24 protein-coding genes, 2 tRNA genes and 1 other RNA gene are annotated in these 25,998 nt (G+C 73.9%); 17 read left to right on the forward strand and 10 right to left on the reverse strand.

Annotated elements, in window-relative coordinates; all coding sequences use genetic code 11:
* The first annotated feature begins 101 nt into the window (after positions 1 to 101).
* Entirely contained in the window at positions 102 to 548 is a 447-nt protein-coding gene (locus GFH29_RS01340) for a nuclear transport factor 2 family protein (protein WP_153321698.1), read from the forward strand.
* A 29-nt stretch (positions 549 to 577) separates the two neighbouring features.
* Here the strand turns inward: GFH29_RS01340 and eccCa are convergent, their stop codons facing one another.
* Entirely contained in the window at positions 578 to 4,471 is a 3,894-nt protein-coding gene (gene eccCa / locus GFH29_RS01345) for a type VII secretion protein EccCa (protein ID WP_153321699.1), read from the reverse strand.
* Positions 4,472 to 4,840: 369 nt separating this feature from the next.
* Here eccCa and GFH29_RS01350 point away from each other — a divergent pair, with 369 nt between their 5' ends.
* From GFH29_RS01350 to GFH29_RS01360, 3 genes are read left to right on the forward strand one after another with little or no spacing between them, the layout of a single operon-like run.
* A complete protein-coding gene (locus GFH29_RS01350) occupies positions 4,841 to 5,155 on the forward strand; it encodes a WXG100 family type VII secretion target (RefSeq protein WP_153321700.1) in 315 nt (104 codons plus the stop codon).
* Positions 5,156 to 5,200: 45 nt separating this feature from the next.
* The gene (locus GFH29_RS01355) at positions 5,201 to 5,506 is read left to right on the forward strand and encodes a WXG100 family type VII secretion target (protein ID WP_153321701.1); all 306 of its coding nucleotides are present in this window, start codon (positions 5,201 to 5,203) and stop codon (positions 5,504 to 5,506) included.
* A gap of 7 nt (positions 5,507 to 5,513) precedes the next feature.
* Positions 5,514 to 6,869, forward strand: a complete 1,356-nt coding sequence (locus GFH29_RS01360; RefSeq protein ID WP_153321702.1) for an EsaB/YukD family protein — start codon at positions 5,514 to 5,516, stop codon at positions 6,867 to 6,869.
* Between the two features lie 284 nt (positions 6,870 to 7,153).
* Here GFH29_RS01360 and GFH29_RS01365 read toward each other — a convergent pair.
* Positions 7,154 to 7,242, reverse strand: a tRNA-Ser gene (locus tag GFH29_RS01365).
* A gap of 131 nt (positions 7,243 to 7,373) precedes the next feature.
* On the opposite strand from GFH29_RS01365, the gene ffs reads away from it, so the two are divergent.
* From ffs to GFH29_RS01400, 8 genes are all read left to right on the forward strand, one after another.
* Positions 7,374 to 7,464: signal recognition particle sRNA small type (ffs, locus tag GFH29_RS01370), an RNA gene on the forward strand.
* A 102-nt stretch (positions 7,465 to 7,566) separates the two neighbouring features.
* Positions 7,567 to 9,171 (forward strand): DNA polymerase III subunit gamma and tau, encoded by a 1,605-nt coding sequence (locus tag GFH29_RS01375; protein ID WP_228387689.1) that lies wholly within the window; start codon positions 7,567 to 7,569, stop codon positions 9,169 to 9,171.
* Positions 9,108 to 9,740, forward strand: coding sequence for a hypothetical protein (locus tag GFH29_RS20585; protein ID WP_228387690.1), 633 nt, complete (start codon positions 9,108 to 9,110; stop codon positions 9,738 to 9,740). Before GFH29_RS01375 ends, GFH29_RS20585 begins: the two co-directional genes overlap by 64 nt.
* 58 nt (positions 9,741 to 9,798) lie before the next feature.
* Positions 9,799 to 10,182: a YbaB/EbfC family nucleoid-associated protein gene (locus tag GFH29_RS01380; protein ID WP_153321703.1), complete on the forward strand. Its 384-nt coding sequence runs from the start codon at positions 9,799 to 9,801 to the stop codon at positions 10,180 to 10,182.
* A gap of 9 nt (positions 10,183 to 10,191) precedes the next feature.
* Positions 10,192 to 10,788: a recombination mediator RecR gene (gene recR, locus GFH29_RS01385; protein ID WP_153321704.1), complete on the forward strand. Its 597-nt coding sequence runs from the start codon at positions 10,192 to 10,194 to the stop codon at positions 10,786 to 10,788.
* On the forward strand, positions 10,785 to 11,408 hold the full coding sequence (locus GFH29_RS01390) for a DUF5063 domain-containing protein (protein WP_153321705.1): 624 nt from the start codon (positions 10,785 to 10,787) through the stop codon (positions 11,406 to 11,408). The genes recR and GFH29_RS01390 overlap by 4 nt, the downstream gene beginning before the upstream one ends.
* Positions 11,409 to 11,510: 102 nt before the next feature.
* Positions 11,511 to 12,785, forward strand: coding sequence for an aspartate kinase (locus GFH29_RS01395; protein WP_153321706.1), 1,275 nt, complete (start codon positions 11,511 to 11,513; stop codon positions 12,783 to 12,785).
* Between the two features lies 1 nt (position 12,786).
* Complete coding sequence (locus GFH29_RS01400; RefSeq protein ID WP_153321707.1) at positions 12,787 to 13,830, forward strand: aspartate-semialdehyde dehydrogenase; 1,044 nt, start codon at positions 12,787 to 12,789, stop codon at positions 13,828 to 13,830.
* A gap of 30 nt (positions 13,831 to 13,860) precedes the next feature.
* On the opposite strand, the gene GFH29_RS01405 is transcribed toward GFH29_RS01400, so the two are convergent.
* The 3 genes from GFH29_RS01405 to GFH29_RS01415 all read right to left on the reverse strand — a co-directional run bounded on the left by GFH29_RS01405 (position 13,861) and on the right by GFH29_RS01415 (position 15,845).
* Entirely contained in the window at positions 13,861 to 14,226 is a 366-nt protein-coding gene (locus GFH29_RS01405; protein WP_153321708.1) for a hypothetical protein, read from the reverse strand.
* Positions 14,227 to 14,771: 545 nt separating this feature from the next.
* Positions 14,772 to 14,845, reverse strand: a tRNA-Pro gene (locus GFH29_RS01410).
* Between the two features lie 76 nt (positions 14,846 to 14,921).
* On the reverse strand, positions 14,922 to 15,845 hold the full coding sequence (locus GFH29_RS01415) for a metallophosphoesterase (RefSeq protein WP_153321709.1): 924 nt from the start codon (positions 15,843 to 15,845) through the stop codon (positions 14,922 to 14,924).
* Positions 15,846 to 15,870: 25 nt separating this feature from the next.
* On the opposite strand from GFH29_RS01415, the gene GFH29_RS01420 reads away from it, so the two are divergent.
* Positions 15,871 to 16,335, forward strand: a complete 465-nt coding sequence (locus GFH29_RS01420) for a GatB/YqeY domain-containing protein (protein ID WP_153321710.1) — start codon at positions 15,871 to 15,873, stop codon at positions 16,333 to 16,335.
* Positions 16,336 to 16,421: 86 nt separating this feature from the next.
* Here the strand turns inward: GFH29_RS01420 and GFH29_RS01425 are convergent, their stop codons facing one another.
* The gene (locus tag GFH29_RS01425; protein WP_153321711.1) at positions 16,422 to 18,647 is read right to left on the reverse strand and encodes a transglycosylase domain-containing protein; all 2,226 of its coding nucleotides are present in this window, start codon (positions 18,645 to 18,647) and stop codon (positions 16,422 to 16,424) included.
* A 192-nt stretch (positions 18,648 to 18,839) separates the two neighbouring features.
* Between GFH29_RS01425 and GFH29_RS01430 the strand changes: the two genes are divergently transcribed.
* On the forward strand, positions 18,840 to 19,142 hold the full coding sequence (locus GFH29_RS01430; protein WP_153321712.1) for a WhiB family transcriptional regulator: 303 nt from the start codon (positions 18,840 to 18,842) through the stop codon (positions 19,140 to 19,142).
* Positions 19,143 to 19,200: 58 nt separating this feature from the next.
* Here GFH29_RS01430 and GFH29_RS01435 read toward each other — a convergent pair whose 3' ends face one another.
* From GFH29_RS01435 to GFH29_RS01445, 3 genes are read right to left on the reverse strand one after another with little or no spacing between them, the layout of a single operon-like run.
* On the reverse strand, positions 19,201 to 20,412 hold the full coding sequence (locus GFH29_RS01435) for an ArsA family ATPase (RefSeq protein ID WP_153321713.1): 1,212 nt from the start codon (positions 20,410 to 20,412) through the stop codon (positions 19,201 to 19,203).
* The gene (locus GFH29_RS01440) at positions 20,409 to 21,446 is read right to left on the reverse strand and encodes an ArsA-related P-loop ATPase (protein ID WP_153321714.1); all 1,038 of its coding nucleotides are present in this window, start codon (positions 21,444 to 21,446) and stop codon (positions 20,409 to 20,411) included. The genes GFH29_RS01435 and GFH29_RS01440 overlap by 4 nt, the downstream gene beginning before the upstream one ends.
* A 1-nt stretch (position 21,447) precedes the next feature.
* Positions 21,448 to 22,239 carry an IclR family transcriptional regulator gene (locus GFH29_RS01445; protein ID WP_228387691.1) on the reverse strand — a complete coding sequence of 264 codons (792 nt, stop codon included), beginning with the start codon at positions 22,237 to 22,239 and terminating at the stop codon, positions 21,448 to 21,450.
* 103 nt (positions 22,240 to 22,342) lie between these two features.
* Here GFH29_RS01445 and GFH29_RS01450 point away from each other — a divergent pair, with 103 nt between their 5' ends.
* The 3 genes from GFH29_RS01450 to GFH29_RS01460 all read left to right on the forward strand — a co-directional run bounded on the left by GFH29_RS01450 (position 22,343) and on the right by GFH29_RS01460 (position 24,613).
* The gene (locus tag GFH29_RS01450) at positions 22,343 to 23,125 is read left to right on the forward strand and encodes a CoA transferase subunit A (RefSeq protein ID WP_153321716.1); all 783 of its coding nucleotides are present in this window, start codon (positions 22,343 to 22,345) and stop codon (positions 23,123 to 23,125) included.
* The gene (locus tag GFH29_RS01455) at positions 23,122 to 23,760 is read left to right on the forward strand and encodes a CoA transferase subunit B (protein WP_153321717.1); all 639 of its coding nucleotides are present in this window, start codon (positions 23,122 to 23,124) and stop codon (positions 23,758 to 23,760) included. The genes GFH29_RS01450 and GFH29_RS01455 overlap by 4 nt, the downstream gene beginning before the upstream one ends.
* Before the next feature lie 112 nt (positions 23,761 to 23,872).
* Positions 23,873 to 24,613 carry an SDR family oxidoreductase gene (locus GFH29_RS01460; RefSeq protein WP_153321718.1) on the forward strand — a complete coding sequence of 247 codons (741 nt, stop codon included), beginning with the start codon at positions 23,873 to 23,875 and terminating at the stop codon, positions 24,611 to 24,613.
* A 20-nt stretch (positions 24,614 to 24,633) separates the two neighbouring features.
* On the opposite strand, the gene GFH29_RS01465 is transcribed toward GFH29_RS01460, so the two are convergent.
* On the reverse strand, positions 24,634 to 25,986 hold the full coding sequence (locus tag GFH29_RS01465; protein WP_228387692.1) for an MFS transporter: 1,353 nt from the start codon (positions 25,984 to 25,986) through the stop codon (positions 24,634 to 24,636).
* Positions 25,987 to 25,998: the final 12 nt, after the last annotated feature.

Genomic DNA, 25,998 nt, shown 5'->3' on the forward strand with positions numbered 1-25,998 from the left:
AGTCGAGACTCAGCGTGCGCCCCCAAGATCGCCACGATGTTGTGTCCCGGTTACGGGAACGTTGTGGCTCAACCGGTCGCCATGTGATCTAGGTTGCACCCGTGAGCGACGTCGATGAGATCTGCCGGTTGAAGTACCGCTACCTGCGCACCCTCGATTCCAAGCAGTGGGAGGACTTCGAGGCGTGCTTCGTCCCCGAGGCGACCGGGGACTACGACGGACTGGTCTTCGCTGACCGGACCGGGCTGGTGGACTACATGCGCACCCACATGGTCGAGGGCATGTACACCCTGCACCAGGCGCACCATCCCGAGATCGAGGTCGACGGGGACACCGCGACCGGGCGCTGGTACCTCCAGGACCGGGTGATCGTGCCGGCCTACGACTTCATGCTCGAGGGGGCCGCGTTCTACGCCGACCGCTACGTCCGCACCACCGAGGGCTGGCGGGTCGCGCACACCGGCTACCGGCGCACCTTCGAGATGAAGTACGACCTCAAGCAGCTCCCGGGCCTGAAGATCAGCGGTCCCGGGGTCGCCACGCACTGACCCTGACGGGCCGGGGGCGGGGCCGGCGCTCACGGAGCCGGCTCCTGCCAGGCCACCTGCACGACCTCGACCCCGCGCCCGCGGGTCACCAGGCGTCCGCGCCCCGGCGGCGCGGACGCCGGGCGCAGTCCCGCGAGCAGCGGGCCCTCCTCCGGGCGACCGGACAGCAGCAGCCCCGGCGCGCCCAGGTCGCGCACCGTCTGGAGCACGGGCTCGTGCCAGGCGCGGGCGGCCCCGCCGACCCGGCGGGCGAGGGCGAGATGCAGCCCGACGTCGCGCGCCTGGGCGAGCAGTGGCTGCAGGCGCTGCAGCGGTGAGCCCTGGGAGGTGGTGAGCAGGTCGTGGTCGTCGGCGACCACGAAGACCTCGGCGCCGGACCACCAGGACCGGCTGCGCAGCTGCTCGGTGCTCACCCCCGGACCCGGCAACCGGGTCTGCAGATGGGCCGCGAGGTCGGCGATGGCCGCGTCGACCTGGGCCGCCGACGACAGGTGGTTGAGCAGGTAGGCGTCCGGGACCTCGCCGAGCAGCGAGCGGCGCGGGTCGACCAGCACGACCTGGGCCTGCCGGGGGCTGCGGGTGCGCATCACCTCCTGCACGTAGGCGCGCAGCAGCGAGGTCTTGCCGGACCCGCTGTCACCGAGGGCCAGCAGGTGCGGCTCGGCGTCCACGTCGAGCTCCACCGCGGCGAGGTCGGACTCGCGCAGCCCGAGCAGCAGCGGGCCGCCCGCGCCGGTGGTCTCCCCGCCGGTCTCGCCACCGGTCTCGCCGGCACGACGTACGTCGGCGAGCGGGACGTGCCCGGGCAGCAGCCGGAGCCTCGGGCCGGTCGGCCCGCGCCAGGCAGCGGCGACCCGGTCGACGAGGTCGGCCACCCCATCGGCGAGGTCGTCGGCGTCACGGCGACCGTCGATGCGCGGGACCGCGGCCAGCACATGCAGCGGACCCGCGACCAGCCCCCGCCCCGGGCGCGAGCGCGGCACCAGGGCCTGGGCCCGTCGGTCCACCTCGGACTCGATCGGGTCGCCGATCCGCAGCTCGATGCGGGTGCCGAGCACGTCGCGCACCGAGGTGCGGTAGTCCGCCCACCGCGCGGCGCTGGTGAGCAGGTGCACCCCGAAGGCCAGCCCGCGCGCGGCCAGCTGCTGGAGCGCCACCTCCAGGTCGTCGAGCTCGGCGCGCAGGCTGCTCCACCCGTCGACGACCACGAAGACGTCGCCGTACCCGTCGTCGGCGCGGCCGGCGGCGCGCCGGGCCCGATAGGTCTCGGCGGAGTCGATGCCCTGCTCGCGGAAGTAGGCCTCGCGCCGGTCGAGCAGGCCGTGCACCTGCGCCAACGCCCGGCGTACGACGTCGGGCTCGGCGCGCGAGGCGACGCCCGCGACGTGCGGCAGGCGGGCGAACGGGGCGAAGGTGCCGCCGCCGAAGTCGAGCACGAAGAACTGCGCCTCCTGCGGGGTGGTGCGCAGCGCCAGGGCGGCGACGAGGGTGCGCAGCAGGGTGCTCTTGCCGCTGCGCGGGGCGCCCACCACGGCGACGTGCCCGGCGGCGCCGGCCAGGTCGATCGTGAGCGGCTCGGCGCGCTGCTCACGGGGCCGGTCGACCACCCCGACCGGGATCCTCAGTCCCGGCAGCTCGCGCCAGCGCGGCGCGACCAGCCCGAGCGAGGGGTCCTCGACGAGCGGCCCGAGCAGACGGTCCAGGGTCTCCGGGGCGTCGAGCGGCGGCAGCCAGACCCGGTGGGCGTCGGGTCCGTGACCGGCCATCCGGGCCAGCGCCACCTCGATCAGGGGGCGCGGGTCGAGGAGCGCCGGCAGGCGGGAAGGCGACGGGACCACCGACCGGGCGGCCACGCGGGTGACCGGGAACGGCCAGATCCCCGTCGGTGCCGGCGCGGCGCTGTGCCGGCCTCGCGGCTCGGGCACCGGCCCGACCGGCTCGACCGGCTCGACCGGCGCCGAGACGTACGCCGCGCGGAAGCGCACGAGCCTCGCCGGGTCCGGTCGCAGGTAGCCCAGGCCGGGGACGGGCGGCAGCTCGTGGGCGTCGGGGACGCCGAGCACGGCCCGCGACTCCTGGGCGCTGAACGTGCGCAGCCCGACGCGGTAGGAGAGGTGGGACTCCAGGCCGCGCAGCCGGCCCTCCTCCAGGCGCTGGGAGGCCAGCAGCAGGTGCACGCCGAGGGAGCGGCCCAGACGGCCGATCGCCACGAACAGGTCGAGCAGCTCGGGCCGGGCGGCGAGCAGCTCGGAGAACTCATCCACCACGACGAGCAGCGAAGGCAGCGGTGCGAGATCCCGCCCGGCGGCGCGTGCCTGCTCGTAGTCGTGTTGCGAGGCCAGGTTGCCCGCCCGGCGCAGCACCTGCTGGCGGCGCAGCAGCTCACCGGCCAGCGCGTCCTGCATCCGGTCGACCAGGGCCAGCTCCTCGGCGAGGTTGGTGATCACGGCCGAGACGTGCGGCATCGAGGCGAGCCCGGCGAAGGTCGCTCCGCCCTTGAAGTCGACCAGCACCAGGTTGAGCTCGGCGGGGGAGTGGGTCGTCCCCAGACCCAGGACGAGGGTCCGCAGCAGCTCGGACTTGCCCGAGCCGGTGGCGCCGATGACCAGGCCGTGCGGACCCATGCCGCGACGGGCCGACTCCTTGAGGTCGAGGTGGACGACGTGGCCGTCCTCCCCGGTGCCGATCGGCACCCGCAGCCGGTCGCGCTCGGGGCGCGGTCGCCAGCTGATCGCCGGGTCGAGGACGCGGAGGTCCCCGGCGCCGAGCAGGGTCGCGAAGTCGACCGGCCCGCCCCGGCCGCGGCCCCCGGAGTGCTCGTCGCCGGCCGTGCCGAGCGGGAGCAGCCGACGGGCGAGCGCTTCGGCGCTGGCCAGGTCGCACCGGTCGGGCTCGCAGCCGACCGGGTCCGCGCCGAGGACCAGCCGCACCCGGTCCGCCCGGTGGGCCGGGGCGCGCACTCGCAGGATCGTGGCGCCGGTCCCCGGCAGCTCCAGGGCGGCGGGGTCGTGTCGCCCGTCGTCGTCGAGGACCAGCAGCAGGTGCGGGTGTGCGGGCAGCAGGGCCCGCAGCTCCTCGGCGGAGGTGCCCACCAGTCGCCGCGGACCGATCGCGTCGCGTGCGCGGGGGCTGTGGGCGTGCGGCAGCCACTTCACCCAGTCCCAGTGGGCGAGGGCTGCGTCGTCGGTCAGGACGGCGACGACCAGCGCGTCGGGCGGGTGGAACACGGCCGCGGAGCACATCAGGGCGCGCACCACGGCCCGGGCCTGCTCCGCCGGGCCGACCGCGTCCACGCGGTCCTGCGCGGTGAGGTCGACGGTGAGCGGCAGGTCGGGTTGGGTGCGGTGGAGCGCGAGCAGCCGTCGTGCCGCGGCGACGGCCACCGGGTCCGCCCGGGCGGCGTCGGCGTCGTCATGGGCGAGCAGCTCGAGGGCCGACGGCTGGTCGGCCACGCCGCAGCGCACCTGGAGGAACTCCGGGTCGCCCGCGGTGCGTTCCCAGACCCGGGACCGCTGCGCGGCGAGCGACGGCAGTGCCGCCGGCGAGGGGTGGTGCCAGAGGAGTGCGGCGCGCTGGCGGTCCCCGGCCTCGCGGGCCCGAGCCCGCACCGAGGCCAGGTGGTGCAGGTAGTCCGCCCGGGCGCCGCCGACCTGCTCGGCGCGCTGGGTGCGCTGACGGTCGACCTGCACGACGACGAACCCCACGGTCGCGACCAGGAACATGCCCGCCGCCAGCAGGCGCAGGCCGTCGGCGCCCCCGCCCATCGTGGCGACCAGCACGACCGAGCCGAGACCGCCGAGCATCGGCACGGCGTTCATCAGCACGCCGCTCGCACCCTCGGCGGGCCGCAGCTCGGGCGGAGGCTTGAGCACGATCCGTCCGCTCGGCAGCGGAAGGGGTCCGGCCTCGCGCACCGTCGTCACGGGCTCCTCCTCTTGTCCGGGACCGTTGCGAGCCGCCGGCGCGGCCCGTGCGGGTGATGCTGCGACGCCGCGCCCCCGGCCCCGCGCCGCCCGGTGCCAGTGCTGTGCAGAAGCCCGCCGTACGCCGCGGTGTGGACGACTCCCGGCCCGCCCCGACCGCTGCGCTGGTGGCCCGGCCGAGCGGGTCTCGGCGAGGGCTGTGGAAAGCGGGGAAGGCCGGTTTCGTGGTCCGGGACGAGCGGTAGGGGCGCAGTGTCCGGACGCGCCGCACGGCCCGCTCGGACCGCGACATCGACGTCGCAGCACCATCCCCCTCTCGCCCATCTCGACTGCGTGACGGCGCCCGCTGTCACCGGACAGGAGCACGTGATGACCACCGGTACCTACGGCCAGGGCGCAGGCACCCTCTCGACCGGGGCGGCGCTCGTCGCCGACGCCCGCGTCGACTTCGACCAGCTCTCCGCCCAGCTCTCCGAACAGATCGGCGGCGCCCAGGCGCGGTGGCAGGGGCAGGGCGCGCAGGCGTTCTTCCGGCTGCACCAGGCGTGGACGGCGAAGCAGTCCACGATCGTCGCCGCGCTCGAGGAGCTCGAGAGCTCGTTGACCCGCACCGAGCAGATCAACACCACGACCGACGACCAGCAGTCGGCCACCTTCACCGCGGCCGCCGCACGGCTCGGCTGACCCGGCCCTCTCGACCATCCCCACCACTGACCACAGGAGCCCCCCATGACCTCAGCACCCGACGGCGGCATGCTCGTCGACCACGCCGGCCTCGACCAGGCCGCCGACGACCTGCGGCGCAAGGCCCGCGAGATCGACCAGCGCCTCGACCGGCTCGAGAGCGAGCTCGCATCGCTGCGCAGCGAGTGGACCGGGCGCGCCCAGGAGGCCTACCTGCAGGCCAAGGCGACCTGGGACGCCGCGATGACCGAGATGCGTGAGCTGCTCGACGACACCGGTCGCGCCGTCTCCGTCTCCAACGCCGACTACGCAGCGGCCGACGCCCGGGGCGCCGCGACCTTCGGCGCCTGAGCGCGCGGTGGCCGGCCCGACGCCGTCCGCGGGCGGCCCCGACCCTCCCGGGCCCGCCGCGTTGCTGCGGGTGACGGTGGCCTCGGCCACCCGCCGGGTGGACCTGGTGCTGCCCGGCACGGTCCCGGTCGCCGAGCTGCTCCCCGAGCTCGCGCGGTCGGTCGGGCTGCTCGATCCGCGCACGGCGCACCTCGGCCACCGGCTGCGCACGACCACGGGACGCCCGCTCTCCGGCGAGGTGGGGCTGCTCGCGCAGGGCGTCGCCGACGGCGCGCTGCTCACCGTGGTCGGCGGGATCGCGGACCCGCCGCCGCGCCGCCACGACGACCTCGCCGAGGCGGTGCTCGACGTCGTGGAGCACGACCTGGCCCACCACCACACGTCCACCACCCGGCGTACTGCCCTGGTCACCGCCACCCTGCTCCTGGTCCTCGGGGCGCTCGCGCTGCTGGCCCAGGACGAGCCGATGCGCGCCGGGGCCGGAGCCGCGGGCGCCGCCGCCGGGCTGCTCGGCGGTGCGGTCCTGCTCTCCCGGCTGCGTCCCGAGCCGGGCGCGGCGCTCACCGCCCTCGGTGCCGCGGTGGCGTACGCCGTGGTCGCGGGCGTGCTGCTCGCCGCGCAGGGCGGCGTACCCGTCGTGCTGGGTGGGTCCGTCGGCGCCGCGTCCGCGGGGCTCGTCGGCCTGGTCGCTCTCGGGCCGGGCCGCACCTGGGCGATCCCGCCGGTGCTCGCCGGCCTGCTGGGGGTGGCCGGGGTCGTGGCCGAGCGGGAGCTCGCGGGCGGTCCGGGGGCCGTCGCGGCGGTCCTGCTCGTGCTCGTGGTGCTGGGGTCCGTGCTGCTCCCGCGGCTCGCGCTGAGCCTGGCCGCCCCGGACCTCGACCCGGCGCGGCGCCACCCCGACCGGCCCGTCGACCTGGCCGGCGTACGCCGCGACGTGCGTGCCGCCCACGAGATCCTGCTGGCCCTCCTGGTCGGCGTCGGCCTCGCCGTTCTGGTGCTGGCACCGGTCGCGGTGTCGCTCGGCGCTGCGGGCACCGCGCTCGCGGTGGCCGGTTGCCTGGTCGTGCTGCTGGGCGCGCGCCGCCACCGCGTCGGCGCCGAGGTGGTGGCCACGACGGTCCTCGGCCTCGCCGCCCTGCTCGCCACCGCCGTGACCGCGCTGGTGCTGCACCCTCACTGGCGACCGGGCGCCGCGGCGGCACTCCTCGCCTCCGGTGTCGGCGTCCTCCTCGCGTACGTCGTCCCAGGAGCGGGGTCGGTGCGGCGGGGCCGTCTCGGCGACCTCGCCGAGACCGCCGTGGTGCTGTCCCTTCCCCCGCTGCTCGTGGTGGCCAGCGGGCTGTCGGCCGCCATCCGAGGCTGACGTGGTCACCCGACGCGATCTCGCGGAGGCGCAGTCCTTCGAGCGTCGCCGGGTGGTGGCGGCGTTCGTGTCCGGCACTCCTGACGGGCGCGAGGCGGAGCCGCCCCGGGCCGGCCGGCTGCTGCTGGGAGGGGTGGTGCTGGCGGTGCTCGTCCTGCTCGGCAGCGTGGCCGCGGGCCCGGTCGAGGAGCTCCTGACCGAGCGGGGACGGTCGGGCGCCGCCCCGCAGCAGGGCGGTGGCGAAATGCGAAGGAGCCCCCGACGCGGACGTCGAGGGCTCCTGCTGGCGGAGGATAGGGGATTCGAACCCCTGAGGGCTGTTAACCCAACCCGCTTTCCAAGCGAGCGCCATAGGCCACTAGGCGAATCCTCCGCGACGGAGCGTACCGGTCACGCTGACAGGGGGTGAAATCGACCCCGCCCGAGCCCGGTTCCCGGCCGTCGTGGCGTCCGCGGGGCCGGCCGTCTTGGTGCCTCCCGCGGGCGTCGCCTAGAGTTGCGGCCAACCCCCCGCGTGGCGGCATCTCGCCCAACTCCCCCAGGGCCGGAAGGCAGCAAGGGTAAGTGAGCTCTGTCGGGTACGCGGGGGGCCTTTTCATGTCCCGGGCAGGTCGCGCTTCTGTCGTGCCTGTGTCCGGAGCGACGTCGTCGGACCGGTGCGCTACCGGCTGTCGGACCCGGTGGTTAGGGTTCTGACGTGGAGTCACCCCTCGCGTTGTACCGCCGCTACCGGCCCGAGACCTTCGCCGAGGTCATCGGTCAAGATCACGTGACCGGCCCGCTGCGCGCCGCGCTCGCGAACAACCGGGTCAACCACGCCTACCTCTTCTCCGGCCCGCGCGGCTGCGGCAAGACCACCTCGGCGCGCATCCTGGCCCGAGCCCTGAACTGCGAGAAGGCGCCGGTCGCCGACCCGTGTGGGGAGTGCGAGAGCTGTCGTGACCTGTCCCGCGACGGGGGCGGCTCGATCGACGTGATCGAGATCGACGCCGCCTCGCACGGCGGTGTCGACGACGCCCGCGACCTGCGCGAGAAGGCGTTCTTCGCGCCGGTGAAGAGCCGCTACAAGGTCTACATCATCGACGAGGCCCACATGGTCTCCCCGCAGGGCTTCAACGCCCTGCTCAAGCTGGTCGAGGAACCGCCCCCGCACCTGCGCTTCATCTTCGCGACCACCGAGCCGGAGAAGGTCATCGCGACCATCCGCTCGCGCACCCACCACTACCCCTTCCGGCTGATCCCGCCGCGGCTGCTCTCCTCCTACCTCTCCGAGCTGGCCGCCAAGGAGGGTGTCGCGATCGAGCCCGCGGCCCTGCCGCTGGTGGTCCGCGCCGGCGGCGGCTCGGCGCGCGACACCCTGTCGGTGCTCGACCAGCTGCTCGGCGGCAGTGGGCCCGAGGGAGTCACCCGCGAGCTCGCGACCGGCCTGCTCGGCTACACCCCCGACACCCTGCTCGACGAGGTGGTCGACGCGTTCGCGGCCGGTGACGGCGCGGCGGTGTTCGGGGTCGTGGACAAGGTGATCGAGACCGGGCAGGACCCGCGCCGCTTCACCGAGGACCTGCTGCGCCGGCTGCGCGACCTGGTGATCGTGGCCGCCGTGCCCGAGGCCACGGTCTCCGGGCTGATCGACGTCTCCGAGGACCAGGGCGAGCGCCTGGTCGCCCAGGCCGCGCGCTTCGGCAGCACCGAGCTCTCCCGCGCCGCCGACCTGGTCGCCACCGGGCTGACCGAGATGCGCGGCGCGACCGCGCCGCGACTGCTGCTGGAGCTGATCTGCGCCCGGGTGCTGCTGCCGGGTGCCGACCACTCCACCGAGGGCGTGATGGCCCGCCTCGACCGCCTGGAGAAGCGCCTCACCATCACCGGCACGCCCTCCCCCGCCGCCCGTCCGGCCGCTGCCCCGGCACCGCCGGCCCAGGACCGTCCGGCCGACGTGCACGTGGCGGCCGAGCGGCACCCCGAGGTGGCCGCTCCGCCCGCTCCCGCCGCGGCCCCGCCCGTTCCCGCCGCGGCCCCGCCCGCCCCGCAGCAGCCCGCCCCGCAGCAGCCTCCCGCGCCGGCACCCCAGCAGCCGCCGCCCAGTGGTCGACACCTGCCGCGCCCGGCTCCGCCGCGCCCGCCCAGCAGTCCGCTCCGCAGCAGTCCGCGCCCGCCCAGCAGTCCGCGTCCGCCCAGCCCGCCGCCCAGCCCTCCGCGCCGCACGCGGCCGGGTCCGGCGGCCTGTCGCTGGTCGACGTGCGTCGGCTGTGGCCCGACATCGTCGAGGCCACCAAGCTGCGCCGGCGGGTGGCGTGGATGATCCTCACCCAGAACTGCCAGGTGGTCGGGCTCGAGGGCAACGTGCTGACCGTCGGGTTCTCCAACGTCGGTGCGCGCGACTCCTTCGTGGCCGGCGGCTGCGACGCGGTGCTGCGCCAGGCCGCGATCGACGTGGTCGGAGCCGAGTGGCGCATCGAGACGATCATCGACCCCGGCACCCAGGTCGACGCCTCCCGCCCCGCGGCACCGGCGCCGGCCGCACCCGCCGCACCTGCCGCGCCCGCGGATCCCGCTCCTCAGCAGGTTGCGCCGACCGCGCCCGCCCAGCAGCCGGGTCACGACGCCCCGCCGGCCGGCGCGGACCAGGCGCCGCCCGAGGCCCGCGCGCCGCGCGCGCCCGACCACGACCCGATCCACCTGGCCCGCCAGGCGGTCCAGCCGACCCGCGCGGCCGGGACCCCCGAGCCGGTGGTGACCGAGGACGTCGTCGACCGCGACGCCGACGCCCGGCGTGACGACCTCGACGCCGACCTCGACGAGCTGGGCGGCGCGGAGCTGCTCCAGCGTGAGCTCGGAGCCAAGCTCATCGAGGAGATCCGCCACCAGTGACCCCGTTGACCCAACAGATCCAGCACCAGACCCAGGACAGGACCCAGGTGAGACCGCGATGACCCAGAACCCCTTCGACGCGCTCGGCGGCGGCGGTTTCGACATGAACGCGCTCCTGCAGCAGGCCCAGCAGATGCAGGAGCAGCTCCAGCAGGCCCAGGAGCGCCTGGCCGACTCCACCGTGGAGGGCACCGTGGCCGGCGGCGCCGTGACGGTGACTGTCAACGGCGTCGGCGAGCTGGTCGGCGTCGCGATCAAGGCCGGGCAGTTCGACGGCGAGGACGCCGACGACCTCTCCGATCTCGGCGACATGGTCGTGGCCGCCTACCGCGACGCCAAGGCCCAGGCCGACGCCCTCGCGAGCGAGACGCTCGGCCCGCTGGCCGGAGGTCTCGCCGGGGGCGACGCCCCCGGCGGGCTGCCCGGTCAGCTCGGTTTCTAGGAACCCGCCTTGTACGAAGGTGTCGTCCAGGACCTGATCGACGAGCTGGGCCGCCTGCCCGGTGTGGGTCCCAAGAGCGCGCAGCGCATCGCGTTCCACATCCTGCAGGCCGACCCGGTCGACGTGCGCCGTCTCGCCGACGTGCTCACCGAGGTCAAGGCCAAGGTGAAGTTCTGCTCGGTCTGCTTCAACGTCTCCGAGGACGAGCAGTGCCGCATCTGCCGCGACCCACGTCGTGACCCCTCGGTGCTGTGCGTGGTCGAGGAGTACAAGGACGTCGTCGCGATCGAGCGGACCCGCGAGTTCCGGGGTCGCTACCACGTGCTCGGCGGGGCGATCTCGCCGATCGACGGGATCGGCCCCGACCAGCTGCGCATCCGTGAGCTGATGACGCGCCTGGCCGACGGCGCCATCACCGAGACGATCCTGGCGACCGACCCCAACCTCGAGGGGGAGGCGACGGCGACCTACCTGACCCGGATGCTGCGTCCCCTGGGGTTGCGCGTGACGCGTCTGGCGAGTGGACTGCCGGTGGGGGGTGATCTCGAGTACGCCGATGAGGTGACTCTCGGCCGAGCATTCGCAGGAAGGCGGACCGCCGAATGAGCAGCCACAGCCCCACCCCCAGTGCTCCTCCCGCCGCGGTCCTCGACGCCGCGACCGAGGACTTCGCCCAGCAGATCGCCGACCAGGTGGAGAGCTTCCTGCTCGCCCTGCAGGCCATCGCCCGCGACGAGGCCGGCGGGCGGGCGATCTCGCTGCTGCTCCTCGAGGTCAGCCAGCTCCTGCTGGCCGGTGCCCGCCTGGGCGCGCAGTCGGACTTCACCCCGGACGAGGAGTACCAGCCCGACGTCGGGCCGGACCCCGACCTCGACCTGATGCGCGAGCGGCTGGCCCGGCTGCTGGAGTCGGTGGACACCTACGTCGTGAACTTCGACGCCTACGCCCCCGAGCTTGTCGAGGAGCACCTCTCCGACGACCTCGCGGCCATCGCCGCGGAGGTCGCCAACGGACTGCGCCACCATCGGGCCGGCAACCTCGCCGAGGCGCTGTGGTGGTGGCAGTTCTCCTACGTCTCCTCCTGGGGCAATACCGCGAGCGGCGTCCTGCGCGCGCTCCAGTCGATCGTGACCCACGACCGCCTCGACACCGAGGAGCTCGACGAGGACGAGCAGCTTGCCGCAGCTGATGAGATGCTCGGTGGGAGCGAGGAGCCCGCGCGATAAACTCGGGGGCGCCGCCAGGGGCGCCCGGGCCAGACTTGGTCCGCGCCCCTTTTGCTGTGCGGTTCGTCCAGGGATCTCCACCGAGTTGCGAGGGAAGCAGTCGTGAGCATTGTCGTGCAGAAGTACGGCGGCTCGTCCGTCGCTGACGCAGCCGGCATCAAGCGGGTGGCGCAGCGCATCGTGAACACCCGCAAGGCCGGTCACGACGTCGTCGTGGTCGTGTCGGCGATGGGTGACACCACCGACGAGCTCCGCGACCTCGCCGAGCAGGTCTCCCCGCTGCCGCCGCCGCGCGAGCTCGACATGCTGCTGACCGCCGGGGAGCGGATGTCGATGGCGCTCGTGGCCATGGCGATCGCCCAGCTCGGTCACAAGGCCCAGTCCTTCACCGGCTCCCAGGCCGGCGTGATCACCGACTCCGCCCACGGTCGCGCCAAGATCATCGACATCACCCCGGGCCGCATCGAGCAGGCCCTCGCCGACGGTGCGATCGCGATCGTCGCCGGCTTCCAGGGTGTCTCGCAGGACACCAAGGACGTCACCACGCTGGGTCGCGGTGCCTCGGACACGACGGCCGTGGCGCTCGCCGCGGCGCTCGGCGCCGAGGTCTGCGAGATCTACAGCGACGTCGACGGCGTCTTCACCGCCGACCCGCGCATCGTCCCCGCCGCGCGCAAGCTCGACCGGGTCTCCGCCGAGGAGATGCTCGAGATGGCCGCCTCCGGCGCCAAGATCCTCCACCTGCGGTGCGTCGAGTACGCGCGCCGCTACCAGATGCCGATCCACGTCCGCTCCTCCTTCTCCCAGAAGGAGGGCACCTGGATCATTCCCGACGCCCAGGCAGGAGCACAGTCCATGGAGCAGCCGATCATCGCCGGTGTCGCCCACGATCGGTCGCAGGCCAAGATCACGGTCGTCGGCGTCCCCGACAAGGTCGGTGAGGCCGCGCGGATCTTCGAGACCCTCGCCGCCGCCGGCGCCAACATCGACATGGTCGTGCAGAACGTCTCGGCCGCGGCGACCGCGCTGACCGACATCTCCTTCACCCTCCCGCGCGCCGACGGGCAGGCCGCGATGGCTGCGCTCGCCCGCATCCAGGACACGGTCGGCTTCGACCGGCTGCTCTTCGACGACCAGGTCGGCAAGGTGTCGCTGGTCGGTGCGGGCATGCGCTCGCACCCCGGCATCACCGCGAAGTTCTTCTCGGCGCTCGCCAACGCCGGGGTCAACATCGGGATGATCTCGACCTCCGAGATCCGCATCTCGGTGATCGTCGACGAGGTCCAGGTCGACGAGGCCGTGCGCGCCACCCACACGGCGTTCGACCTCGACGCCACCGAGGTCGAGGCCGTCGTCTACGGCGGGACCGGTCGCTGACATGGGCATCCGGATCGGCGTCGTCGGCGCCACGGGCCAGGTCGGCGTCGCGATGCGCCAGATCCTCGCCGAGCGCTCCTTCCCCGTGGAGGAGATCCGCTTCTTCGCCAGCCCGCGTTCCGCGGGCAAGGTGCTGGCCTACGAGGGCCGCGAGGTCGTGGTCGAGGACTCCACCACCGCCGACCCCAGCGGTCTCGACGTCGCGCTGTTCTCGGCCGGCGCCACCGCCTCGCGGGCGCTGGCGCAGAAGTTCGTCGACGCCGGCGTGATCGTGGTCGACAACTCCTCGGCGTTCCGCAAGGACCCGACGATCCCGCTGGTCGTCTCCGAGGTCAACCCCGAGGACGCCCGCGGTGTCATCGAGGCCGGGCGTGGGATCATCGCCAACCCGAACTGCACGACGATGGCCGCGATGCCGGTGCTCAAGCCGCTGCACGACGAGGCCGGCCTGCGTCGTCTCGTGGTCTCGACCTACCAGGCCGTGAGCGGCTCCGGCATCGCCGGCGTCGCGGAGCTGGCCGGCGGCGTCGCCGCCGCCGGGGACAAGGCCAGCGAGCTCGCCTACGACGGCGAGGCCGTGGACTTCGGCGAGCCGGGCGTCTACCGCCGCACCATCGCCTACAACGTGCTGCCGTTCGCCGGCAACCTCGTCGAGGACGGTCTCAACGAGACCGACGAGGAGCAGAAGCTGCGCAACGAGTCGCGCAAGATCCTCGGGATCCCCGAGCTGCGGGTCTCCGGCATCTGCGTGCGGGTCCCCGTCTTCACCGGCCACTCGCTCTCGGTCAACGCCGAGTTCGACCGCGCGATCACCCCCGAGCGCGCCACGGAGCTGCTCGCCGGCGCCCCCGGCGTCGAGCTCGCCGAGATCCCCAACCCGCTCCAGGCCGCCGGCAAGGACCCGTCGTACGTCGGCCGGATCCGGCGCGACGAGGGCGTCGACGGCGACCGGGGTCTCGCGCTGTTCATCAGCAACGACAACCTGCGCAAGGGCGCGGCACTCAACACCGTGCAGATCGCGGAGCTCGTCGCCGCCGCGCGCTGAGCCCGCCCACGCTGCGAGCCCGCCCGGGAGTCACTCCCGGGCGGGCTCGTTCGCGTCGGAGACCACGGCGTGGCTCAGGGCGTACGCCGCGGCGGCGAGCGCCGGCACCGCCGCCACCATCCAGGTCTCGAAGACGTGGTCGGCCAGCACCAGCACGACCACGGCCAGCAGGCCGACGCCCAGCAGGCTGGTCCCGAGCGGCCCGGGATGGCGCAGCGCCCGCAGCACGGCGCCGCCGAGCACGACCAGCACCGCCGTGATCGCCAGCAGCAGCGCGAAGCCCGGACCGCGCCCGCACGCGGACGTGCCGCGCACCGACTCGCAGGCCTGCATGCCGCCGGCGGTCAGCGAGACCGCGCCGAGCCCCACCACGAGGCCGCTCAGGATCGCCGCCACCAGTCCCGGGACGACCAGGTCGACCAGCAGCGGCTTGCGCGGCTCTCGAGGAGCCCAAGGGGCGGGCGGGGGCGCCAGGGGCCGTGACGGGCGCTCAGGGGCCCGTACGCCGCCCGCAGGACGCTCCTGGACCCTCTGCGGGGCCGGTGGCGGGGGAGGAGGCTTCGGCGCGGCAGCGGCAGGAGCAGGAGCAGGAGGAGGCGCGGGCGGCGCAGCCGGCGGGGCTGGCGGCGCGGCTCGCCCGGCCGCGGCGCGGCGCCGGCGGAACGGGTTCAGCGAGGGCGGCTCGAGGGAGGGCGCACCCCCGACGCGGTCATCGTCTGCCATGGCGCAGAGTGTCGCAGACCACGTTCTCTGCCGGCAGAACGGTCGAGTCGAGACTTGTGACGCTCGAGTCGAGACTTCTGACCGCATGAGTCGAGACCTGCGCCGCCATTGGCGCCGACTCGCGCAACCATTGGGGCCGACTCGCGCAACCATTGGCGCCGACTCGCGGAAATGACAGGAGCCGGACCCGCCTGAGCGGATCCGGCTCCTAATCGGTGTCGGGCTGACAGGATTTGAACCTGCGGCCTCCTCGTCCCGAACGAGGCGCGCTACCAAGCTGCGCCACAGCCCGATCTTGATCACGGGTTTCACACCCGCTCACAAGCACGGGAGCATACCGGAGGTGGGCTCCGGTTCCCCAATCGGGCTCAGTCGCGGGCGACGAGGGTCAGCAGCGTCGCCTCCGGGCGGCACGCGACGCGCAGCCGGAGGTAGGGGTTGGTCCCGACGCCGGCGGACACGTGCAGCCACGAGGAGCCGGGGTCGCCGGGGCGGGAGTCCGCCGGGTGGCGGTGCAGGCCGCGGGCGCGCGCCGGCTCGAGGTCGCAGTTGGTGGTCAGCGCCCGCCCGCCGGGCAGGCACGCCTGCCCGCCGTGGGTGTGCCCGGCCAGGATCGCGTCGTACCCGTCGGCGGCGAGCTGGTCGAGCACCCGCAGGTACGGCGCGTGCGCGACCCCCAGGCGTACGTCGGCGTCGGGGGCGGCGCGGCCGGCGATGAGGTCGAGGCGGTCGTAGGACAGGTGCGGGTCGTCCACCCCGGCGAAGGCGAACCGCGTTTCGCCGACGCCCAGCTCGGCGCGGGTGTTGGTGAGGTCGCACCAGCCCGCCTCGCTGAACCGCGAGCGGAGCTCGCGCCACGGCAGCTCGGGGACGTCGGTGTGGCGCCGGCCGTCGTCGGGCAGCAGGTAGCGCAGCGGGTTGCGCATCCGGGCCTCGTAGTAGTCGTTGCTGCCGAGCACGAAGACGCCGGGCACGTCGAGCAGGCCGCCGAGCGCGTCGACCAGCGGCGCGACGGAGTCGCGGTGGGCGAGGTTGTCGCCGGTGTTGACCACGAGGTCCGGGCGCAGCGTGACCAGCGAGGAGAGCCAGTCCTGCTTGCGCTGCTGCCCCGGGGTGAGGTGGATGTCGGAGAGGTGCAGCACCCGCAGCGGGCGCTGTCCGCGGGGCAGCAGCGGCACCTCGACGCGGCGCAGGGTGTAGGCGCGGGCCTCGGTCGCGGCGTAGGCGGTGAGCGCGGCGCCGCCCACCGCGCCGAGGCCGGCGGCAGCCGTCAGAGCGCGGGTCCAGAGCATGGGACAAGGCTGCCACAATGGCGCCATGAGCTCTTTGAAGGACCGTCTCCGTGCCGACCTCACCACGGCCATCAAGGCCCGCGACGAGGTCCGCTCGGGGACCCTGCGCATGGTCCTGACCGCGATCACGAACGCCGAGGTCTCGGGCAAGGTCGCCCGCGAGCTCACCGACGACGACGTCATCGGCGTGCTGTCGGCCGAGGCCAAGAAGCGGCGCGAGGCCGCGGTCGCCTTCGAGGACGGCGACCGGCCCGACCGGGCCGCGAAGGAGCGGGCTGAGGCGGCGGTGATTGCCGACTACCTGCCCGCGCAGCTGACCCCGCAGGAGATCGCCGACGTGGTCCGCGAGGCGCTGGAGAAGACCGGCGCGGCCGGCGAGGGCATGAAGGCGATGGGCAAGGTGATGGGCGTCGTGACGCCGCAGGTCAAGGGCCGCGCGGACGGTGCCGCCGTGGCCGCGGAGGTACGCCGCCAGCTCGGCGCCGCCTGAGCGTTCCGCCCCCGCTACGACGACGGACCCGCACCCTCGAGGAGTCGAGGGTGCGGGTCCGTTGCTGTCCGGTCCTGGCGGCGGGCTCAGCGCCCGCGGCCACCGCCGCGTCCGCCGCGCCCGTTGTTGCCGCGGTTGCCGCCGTTGCCACGGTCGTCGTCGCGACCGACGTCGTCGCCACGGTCGTTGTCGTCGCTCTCCGGGGCCGGCGGCGGGGCGACCGCGGTGACGCCCGCGCCCGGCACGTCGGAGGGGTAGACGAAGGTGTTGTTGTCGGTGAAGTCGTCGATGACCTTCATCGCGTCACCCCACATCGGCCCGGCGAAGCCGGAGCCGGAGGCGGTGGAGATGTAGTCGCCACCGATCGTCTGGCCGACCAGCGGGATCGGGGTGCCGAAGTCGTTGGCGCCGGCGATCATCGCGGCGGTGGCCACCTCGGTGGTGTAGCCGATGAACCAGACGGCCTTGCCGTCCTGGGTGGTGCCGGTCTTGCCGGCGGCGTCCTGGTCGAGCGCCTGGGCCGAGGCGAAGCCGCCCTCGATGACACCGCGCAGCACGTCGTTCACGGCGTCGGCGTTGCGCTGCTCGAGCACCTGCGTGCAGCGGTTGGGGTACTCCTTGAGCACGTTGCCCTGGGCGTCCTCGATGCTCACGACCGGGCGGCTCTCGCAGTGCAGGCCGCGGGCGGAGAACGTCGCGTAGGCCTCCGCCATCTCCAGCGGGCTGACGTCGGCGACGCCGAGGGTGAACGTCGGCACCCGCTCGGCCTGGCCCGGCCCGTCACCGGTGGGGTTGTCCAGCTCGAGGCCGAGCTTGCGGGCGAGCTCGTAGGGCTTGCAGATACCGATCTGGCGCTCGAGCTGGGCGTAGAAGGTGTTCACCGACTCGCGCGTGCCGGAGTACATGTTCTTGGTGCCCGAGGTCGTGGAGTTGCCGACCTGCCAGGTGCCGTAGCCGTACGGCTCGCCGTCGCAGTCCTCGAAGCCGGACTCCGACAGGGTGAGCGAGGAGGGGGAGTTGAACGACGTCGTCAGCGGCAGGCCGTCCTCGAGGGCGGCGGCCAGCACGAACGCCTTGAAGGTGGAGCCGCCCTGGAAGCCCTGGGAGTTGCCCAGCGACTCCTTGACGACGTAGTTGAGGAACGTCTGGCCCTTGTCGCGGTCCGGGCCCATCGGCCGGGACTGCGCCAGGGCGCGGACCTTGCCGGTGCCGGGCTCGACCATCGCGAGACCGCCGATCGCGGAGTCGGTCGGGTAGACGTGGGTGGCGACCGAGGCGTCCGCGGCGTCCTGGAAGCGCTGGTCCAAGGTGGTGCGGATCGTCAGCCCGCCGGCCCACAGCAGCTCACGGCGCTCGGCCTTGGTGCTGCCGAGCGCAGGGTCGCGCATGAGGTACTCGACGACGTAGTCGCAGAAGAACGGCGCCGCGGAGTCGACGCAGCCGTTGTTGGTGGGCTGGGGGTCCAGGCGCAGGCCCTGGCGCTTGATCTTCTCGGCGCGGGCGCGCGGCACGACGTTGAGCTCGGCCATCCGGTCCAGGACGATGTTGCGGCGCTCGAGGGCGCGGTCCGGGGCGTTGGTCGGGTCGTAGCCGGAGGGGTTCTTCACCAGCCCGGCCAGCATCGCGGACTGGGCGAGGTTGAGGTCCTTGGCGTTGACGTCGAAGTAGTTCTTCGCCGCGGCCTGGATGCCGTAGGCGCCGTCGCCGAAGTAGACGGTGTTGAGGTAGCGCTCGAGGATCCAGTCCTTGCTGTGGGCCTGCTCCATCGCCACGGCGTACTGCAGCTCGCGCAGCTTGCGCGCATAGCTGCGGTCGGTCGCCTCGAGGCGCTCCTGCTTGGTCTTGGCCTGGGTCACCAGGGTCTGCTTGACCAGCTGCTGGGTGATCGAGGATCCGCCCTGCACCGCGCCGTCGTTGGCGGCGTTGGTCAGGAATGCGCGCAGCGTGCCCTTCAGGTCGAGGGCGCCGTGCTGGTAGAAGCGGTAGTCCTCGATGGCCACGATCGCCTTGACCATCGTGCGCGAGATCTGGTGGAGCGGGACCTCGACCCGGTTCTGGTCGTAGAGCGTGGCGATGGTGTCGCCCTCGGTGTCCACGATCCGGGTGCGCTGCGGCAGCGCGAGCGTCTCCAGCTCCTTCGGCAGGTTGTCCACGGTCTCGGCGACGTTCTTCGCCCCGATCCCTGCGATCCCGGCGAACGGGATGACTAGACCAGCGACGACGACACCGAGGACAGCGGAGACCGCCACCATCACGGCCAGGTGGCTGAGCAGCCTGCGGGCTCGCAGGCGCTCGGAGGGGAGCTGCGACATGACCTCAGGGTACGGGGCTGAATCGACCCCTCCCATGTCGTAGTCGACACAGACTAGTCAATTCGGACTATGCCCAGTGGTCCTTCTGGGCCTGTACGGGAGGGGAGATGCCCCCTACCTTCATGGTGGAGGGGTAACCCGGGAAGGCGTCATGGGGACGTTGACCTATCTCGGAACGATGTGGGGACATCTATGTGGGTAGAGGACTGGACGCCGCGTGCCGCGTGCCGCGAGACGTCGCCTGACCAGCTTTTCGTCAGGGGAGCAGAGCAGAACAAGGCCAAGCTGGTGTGCTCGGGATGCTCCGTGCGCACCGAGTGCCTGGCCGAGGCGCTCGACAACCAGATCGAGTGGGGGGTCTGGGGAGGGATGACGGAGCGCGAGCGCCGTGCGCTGCTGCGCCGCCGCCCCGCGGCCTCCTGGCGCACGGTCCTGGAGACCGCCCGCGCGAAGGGCACCACCGGGACCCCGGTCCCGGATCAGACCACCGTCTGAATCGGCGCGTCGGCCACGGCGGTCCCGCGCGAGCGGGATCGCCCTGGCTGCCGACCCGTCAGCTTTCGCCGGCCTGGCCGGCCAGCAACGCACCGACCTGCCGCAGCCCGGCGAGGTCGTGGACGTCGCCGGGCAGCGCGGGCACCACCGCGGTCTCGACCTCCGGGTGGGCCGCCGCGAACCGCTCGCCCAGCGCGGCCTCACGCTCCACCGCGCGGACCCGGTCGGCGTGCAGGCGCAGCAGGCCCGCGGTCAGCGACCGGGGGTCGCGCTTGCGGATGCGCGCGGCGGCGGTCATCGCCTCGTCGGCGGAGAGTTCGCCACGCGGGGTCGGCGTCGCCCGGTTGACGACGAGTCCGCCCAGCGGCATCTGGTCCTCGCCGAGGCGCTCGACGAAGTACGCCGCCTCGCGCAGCGCGTCGGGCTCCGGCGCGGCGACCACCAGGAACGACGTGCCGTCGGCCTGCAGCAGCGCGTAGGTCTTCTGCGCGCGCGCCCGGAAGCCGCCGAACACGGTGTCGAGCGCGGCCACGAAGGTCTGCAGGTCGCGCAGCATCTGCCCGCCGATGACCTTGGTGAGGGCGTTGGTCACGATCCCGACGCCGGCGCTCATCAGCCTGGCCGGGCCGCGGGCCGGGGCGAGCATCACCCGCACGAAGCGGCCGTCGAGGAAGCTGGAGAGCCGTTCGGGGGAGTCCAGGAAGTCCAGGGCCGAGCGCGACGGCGGGGTGTCCACGACGATCAGGTCGTAGCTGCCGTCGGCGCGCGCGTCGTGGTGGATCTGCCCGAGCTTCTCCATCGCCATGTATTCCTGGGTGCCGGCGAAGGAGCTGGACAGCGCGATGTAGAAGGGGTTCTCCAGGATCTGCTGGGCCTTCTCGGGCGTGGCCTGGGAGAGCACGACCTCATCGAACGTGCGCTTCATGTCCAGCATCATCGCGTCGAGGCTGCCGCCGGCGGCGTCGTCGACGCCGACTACCCGGCGCGGGGTGTTGTCGAGCTGCTCGATGCCCATCGACTGGGCCAGGCGGCGCGCGGGGTCGATGGTGAGCACGACCACCTTGCGGCCGCGCTCGGCGGCCCGCAGCGCGAGCGCCGCGGACGTCGTGGTCTTGCCGACGCCGCCGGAGCCGCAGCACACGATGATCCCGGTGGCGGGGTCGTCGAGCATCGCGTCCACGTCGAGGACCGGCGCGGTGCCGGGGCGGGCGGCGAGCGGGCCGACGCGGGTGCGACCGGTGCGGGTGCGACCGGGGCGTGCGGGGCTCATCCGAGGCCCTGCTCGCGCAGTCGGGCGGCGAGGTCGTAGAGCCCGCCGAGGTCGACGCCCCCCGGCAGGCGGGGCAGCTCGATCACCGGGACGCCGAAGCCGTCGACCACTGCCCGTTGGGCCTCCTCGAGCGCGCGGCGCTCGGCGTGGTCGCGTGCCTCGGCCACCAGCGCGTCCACGAGCTCGGGGGTGACCTCGACCCCGGCGGCCTCCAGGTCGGCGCCGAACCCCGCCTCGTCGAGGTCGCCGGCGCGGACCAGCGCCAGGTCGCGCTCGGGGATGTCGCGGGGGCGGACCTGGTTGACCACCACGCTGCCGACCGGGAGCGCGTCCGCGCGCAGCTCCTCGATGCCGTCCCAGGTCTCCTGCACGGGCATCTCCTCCAGGACGGTGACCAGGTGGATGGCGGTTCGCGGCGAGCGGAAGAGGGTCATCATCGTGTCCGCCTGGCTGCGGATCGGCCCGACCTTGGCCAGGCCGGCGAGCTCTCTGCCGACGTTGAGGAACTGGGCGATCCGGCCGGTCGGCGGCGCGTCGAGCACGACCGCGTCGTAGGTGACCGCGCCCTTGTTGCGGCTGTTGCGCTCGACGGCCTCGTAGACCTTGCCGGTCAGCAGCACGTCGCGCACGCCCGGGGCGATCGTCGTGGCGAACTCGGTGACCCCGAAGCGGTCCAGGGCCCGGCCGGCGCGCCCGAGCTTGTAGTACATCGCGAGGTACTCCAGCAGCGCCGACTCCGCGTCGATGTGGAGCGCGTGCACGCTGCCGCCGCCCCGCCCGCTGCGCGCGTCGTCGGCCTCGTTGTGCGCGAGGCCCGTGGCGATGCGGCGCTCGGCGTACGGCAGCGGGTCGACGTCGAACATCCGGGCGATGCCCTGGCGCCCCTCCACCTCGCACAGCAGCACGTCGCGCCCGTGCGAGGCGAGCGCGAGGGCGAGGGCCGCGGCGACCGTCGACTTGCCGGTGCCGCCCTTGCCGGTGACGACGTGCAGGCGCACCTGCTCGCGCCCGGCGCTGGTGTCGGTCTGGCTCACCTCACGAAGAGTAGGCGCTGGGTCCACGGCGTTGCAGTGCTCGGGACAGCTCGTGGGCCTCGCGCAGCAGCAACCGGCCGAGCTCGCGGCGGCGCTCGGGGCCCAGGCGCTGCTCGATCGCGGTGATGCTGAGCGCCCACCGGGGCCGGCCGTCGGTGTCGAAGACCGCCGCGCCCAGCCCCCAGCTGCCGTCGACGATGAGGCCGGGGTTGACGGCGTACCCCTGGGCGCGGGTGAGCGCGATGTGGCGGCGCACCTCCTCGGTGCGGTGCTGCTCGCCCCACGCGGGGGTGAGGTCGGTGCGGGCGAGCAGCTCGTCGATCTCGGCGTCCGGCAGGTGGGCCAGCACGACCATGCCGGCCGAGGCGACCCCGAGCGGGAAGCGCACCCCCTCGCTCAGCACGTGCGAGCGGATCGGGAAGCTGCCGTCCTCGCGGACCAGGCAGATCGTCTCGTCGCCGCGTCGCGCGGAGAAGAACGCGCTCTCGCCGCTGGCGTCGGCCAGGCGGCGTACGAACGGGTGCGCCACCGCCGTGACGTCGTAGCGGGCCGCGGCCGCGGTGCCGAGGAAGAACAGCTCCGGGCCGAGCAGCCAGCGCCCGTTGCCGGGGTCCCGGTCGGCCAGTCCCTCCCGGGCCAGTGCGCTCAGCAGCCGGTGGGAGGTGGGGCGGGCGAGCCCGCACCACTGGGCCACCTCGGTGGTGGTGGCGCCGCCGGGCTCGTGGGCGGCCAACGCCCGCAGGACGGTGGCGGTCCGACCGACGACGTCCACCGGCGGGGTCGTCGCGTTCACCTGGTGAACGCTACCGCGTGCCGGGGTCCGGTGGGCGAGTGATCCGCGGGGACCGGGGCGCGCGGCGTTGACGCGCCGGGGGGCTGCTGCCTTGAATCGCGGGATGGACAAGGTGATGGAGTCGGCTGCGGCCGCGGTCGCCGACATCCCCGACGGCGCCTCGCTGGCCGTCGGCGGTTTCGGCCTCTGCGGCATCCCCTCGGTGACGATCCAGGCGATCCTGGAGGCGGGCACCCGCGACCTGGAGGTCTTCTCGAACAACGCCGGCGTCGACGACTGGGGGCTGGGGCTGCTGCTCACCGCCGGTCGGTTGCGCCGCGTCGTCGCGTCGTACGTCGGGGAGAACAAGGAGTTCGCCCGGCAGTACCTCTCCGGGGAGCTCGAGGTGGAGCTGAACCCGCAGGGCACGCTCGCGGAGCGGATGCGCGCGGGCGGCACCGGGATCCCGGCGTTCTTCACCGCGACCGGCGTCGGCACCCAGGTCGCCGAGGGCGGGCTGCCGTGGCGCTACGACGACGCCGGCAACGTGGTCGTCGCCTCCCCGGCGAAGGAGGTCCGGGTCTTCGAGACCGCCGAGGGCCCGCGCGAGTTCGTGCTCGAGCAGGCGATCGTCGCCGACTTCGGCCTGGTCCGCGCCTGGAAGGGCGACCGGCACGGCAACCTGGTGTTCCGCGACGCCGCCCGCAACTTCAACCCGCTCGCGGCGATGTGCGGGCGCACCACCGTCGCGGAGGTCGAGGAGCTCGTCGAGCCCGGCGAGCTGGACCCCAACGAGGTGCACCTGCCCGGCGTGTTCGTGCACCGCGTGGTCGCGCTGACCCCCGAGCAGGCCGCCGACAAGCGCATCGAGAAGCGGACCGTGCGCGCCCAGGAGGAGAACCGATGAGCTGGACCCGCGAGCAGATGGCCGCCCGCGCGGCCTCCGAGCTGACCGACGGCTCCTACGTCAACCTCGGCATCGGCCTGCCGACGCTGGTGCCGAACTACGTCGCCGACGACGTCGAGCTGGTGCTGCAGTCCGAGAACGGCATCCTCGGCGTGGGCGCCTACCCGGTCGCCGGCGAGGAGGACCCCGACCTGATCAACGCCGGCAAGGAGACCGTCACGGTGCGCCGCGGTGCGTCGTTCTTCGACTCCGCGCTGTCGTTCGGGATGATCCGCGGCGGCAAGATCGACGCCGCGATCCTCGGCGCCATGCAGGTCTCGGCGGCCGGCGACATCGCCAACTGGATGATCCCCGGCAAGATGGTCAAGGGCATGGGCGGCGCGATGGACCTGGTCCACGGCGCGAAGAAGGTCATCGTGCTGATGGAGCACGTCGCCCGCGACGGCTCCTACAAGATCGTCGAGGAGTGCTCGCTGCCCTACACCGGCAAGGGTGTCGTGCAGCGCATCATCACCGACCTCGCCGTCATCGACGTGCACCCCGACGGGCTGCACCTGGTCGAGCTCGCGCCCGGTGTCACCGAGGACGAGGTGCGCGAGAAGACCGAGCCGGAGCTGGTCTCCGCGCTCGGCTGACCCGGGGTCTTTCCGCGCAATTGCTGGGAAAAGCACGTCGATTCGGCCGCGGCCGGTGTTTTTCCCAGCAATTGCGCAGATATGCGCACCCGCGGCGCGGCAGGATCGGTCCATGCTGATCGCTGTCGCCGGGTCCACCGGGGTGGTGGGCCGCCACGTCGTCGAGGTCGCGGGCGAGCGCGGCCACCAGGTCGTCGAGCTGGCCCGCGCGCACGGGGTGGACCTGACCACGGGCGCCGGTCTCGCCGCGCGCCTGGACGGCGCCGGGGCGGTCGTCGACGTGACCAGCGTGCGCACCCAGCGGCGCTCGCAGGCGGAGGCGTTCTTCGGCGCCGTCACTCGTACGCTGCTGGACGCCGAGCAGGCGGCCGGCGTCGGGCACCACGTCGCGCTCTCGATCGTCGGCGTCGACGACGTGGCCTCGGGCTACTACCAGGGCAAGCAGCTGCAGGAGCGGCTGGTGACGGCCGCGCCGGTCGGATGGAGCCTGCTGCGGGCGACGCAGTTCCACGAGTTCGCCGAGCAGGTGCTCGGGTTCGCGCCCCTCGGCCCGATCTCGCTCGTGCCGCAGATGCTCAGCCAGCCGGTCGCCGCCGTCGAGGTGGCGCAGGCGCTCGTCGACCTCGTCGAGGCCGGGCCGTCCGGCCGCGTCCCGGACCTGGCCGGCCCGGAGCGGCTGTCGATGGTCGACCTGGCGCGCAGGGTGTCGCAGGCCCGGGGGCTGGGGCGCCGGGTGGTCGGCGTACCCGTGCCCGGCGCCGGGGGTCGGGCGATGCGCTCCGGCGTGCTCTGTCCGACCGGCGACGGCCCCCGCGGCACGACGACCTTCGCGGACTGGCTGGCCGGCTCCTGAGCCTGGGCCTGGCCTGCGCCTCAGCCGGGTGGGCGGGTCCGCGCGGCCGTGAGCACACCGAGCACCGCGAGGACGGCGGCCAGCACGAAGACGCCCAGGAACGGGTCGGCGCCGGCCCGCTCGGCGGTCGCGTAGACGATCCCGGACGCCGCGAGCGCGACCGCACCGCCCAGGGAGTCGGCGATCGACAGCGCGGAGGAGTTGAAGCCGCGGTCGGCGTCGGTGGAGGCGGCCAGCGTCGCCACCCCGGTCCGGGGGTAGCCGAAGCCCATCCCGGCACCCGCGACGACGTACGACGCGACGGCGAGCGCGGGGTGCCGGTCCGTGGCGACGACCAGGGCGAGCGCGACGGTCCCGCCGAGCACCAGTCCGGTGCCCCAGCACATCGCGCCCCGATCGGAGACCCGCTGGCCCAGGCGCGACTGGAGCTGGCTGGCCGCCGCCCACACGACGCCGACGATCATCAGCGCGACCCCGGCCCGGGTCGGTGTCTGCCCCCACCGCTCCTGGAGCACGAAGACGATGTAGGCCTCCGCGCAGAAGAACGCGGCGCTGAGCATGCCGCGGGTCCCGACCACGGCCGGCAGCCCGGGTGCGGCGAGCAGGGCGCCGGCGGGAAGCAGCCGGCGCAGGCTGACCACGACCACCACGAGCGCGAGCACCGCCAGCGCGAGCAGCGCCCCGCGTCGCGACCCGAGCAGCTCGAAGGCCAGCACGGCGGTGGCCGCGGCCATCGCCCACAGCAGCCGGGCGGTCGGGAACGGCGTGTCCGCGCCGGTGGCGCCCACCCGCCGCAGCGCCGGCGCGACCAGGCCTGCGGCCAGCGCCACGAGGGCCACCACGCCCAGGAACACCCAGCGCCAGCCGAGCGCGTCCGCGACGCTCGCGGCGAGCGCCGGGCCGAAGAGCGAGGGCAGCACCCAGGCCGCGGCGAAGCTGGCGAACACCGCCGGCTGCAGCACGGGTGGGAACACCAGCCCGACCAGCACGTAGAGGCAGACGGTGAGCGCCCCGCCGCCGAGCCCCTGGAGCACCCGGCCGGCGACGAGGACCTCCATCGAGGGAGCCGTCCCGCAGACCAGCAGGCCGAGCGAGAACAGCACCAGCGCCGCGCCCAGCGGGCCCGCCGGGCCGCGCCGGTCGCTCCAGCCGCCGGCGACCACCATGCCGACCACGCCGCTGGCCAGCGGCGCGGCGAAGGACAGCGCATAGAGGCCGACGCCGTCCAGGCGGTCGGCGACGGTCGGCATCACCGTCGTCACCGCCGTCGCCTCGAACGCCACGAAGGCGCACAGCGCGAACATGCCGATCGTCGTCGCGGCGTACGCCGGGGAGAGCAGCCGCGGTGGCTGCGGAGGTGCTGCGGGATCCACCCGTGGACCGTA

This window comes from Nocardioides sp. dk884, from assembly GCF_009557055.1.
Classification (GTDB): Bacteria; Actinomycetota; Actinomycetes; order Propionibacteriales; family Nocardioidaceae; genus Nocardioides.

Coding starts and splice junctions, on each gene's coding strand:
- GFH29_RS01350 (WP_153321700.1), top strand. CDS start 4,841: ATGACCACCGGTACCTACGGCCAGGGCGCAGGCACCCTCTCGACCGGG.
- GFH29_RS01355 (WP_153321701.1), top strand. CDS start 5,201: ATGACCTCAGCACCCGACGGCGGCATGCTCGTCGACCACGCCGGCCTC.
- GFH29_RS01380 (WP_153321703.1), top strand. CDS start 9,799: ATGACCCAGAACCCCTTCGACGCGCTCGGCGGCGGCGGTTTCGACATG.
- GFH29_RS01390 (WP_153321705.1), top strand. CDS start 10,785: ATGAGCAGCCACAGCCCCACCCCCAGTGCTCCTCCCGCCGCGGTCCTC.
- GFH29_RS01400 (WP_153321707.1), top strand. CDS start 12,787: ATGGGCATCCGGATCGGCGTCGTCGGCGCCACGGGCCAGGTCGGCGTC.
- GFH29_RS01415 (WP_153321709.1), bottom strand. CDS start 15,845: ATGCTCTGGACCCGCGCTCTGACGGCTGCCGCCGGCCTCGGCGCGGTG.
- GFH29_RS01420 (WP_153321710.1), top strand. CDS start 15,871: ATGAGCTCTTTGAAGGACCGTCTCCGTGCCGACCTCACCACGGCCATC.
- GFH29_RS01425 (WP_153321711.1), bottom strand. CDS start 18,647: ATGTCGCAGCTCCCCTCCGAGCGCCTGCGAGCCCGCAGGCTGCTCAGC.
- GFH29_RS01430 (WP_153321712.1), top strand. CDS start 18,840: ATGTGGGTAGAGGACTGGACGCCGCGTGCCGCGTGCCGCGAGACGTCG.
- GFH29_RS01435 (WP_153321713.1), bottom strand. CDS start 20,412: ATGAGCCCCGCACGCCCCGGTCGCACCCGCACCGGTCGCACCCGCGTC.
- GFH29_RS01450 (WP_153321716.1), top strand. CDS start 22,343: ATGGACAAGGTGATGGAGTCGGCTGCGGCCGCGGTCGCCGACATCCCC.
- GFH29_RS01455 (WP_153321717.1), top strand. CDS start 23,122: ATGAGCTGGACCCGCGAGCAGATGGCCGCCCGCGCGGCCTCCGAGCTG.
- GFH29_RS01460 (WP_153321718.1), top strand. CDS start 23,873: ATGCTGATCGCTGTCGCCGGGTCCACCGGGGTGGTGGGCCGCCACGTC.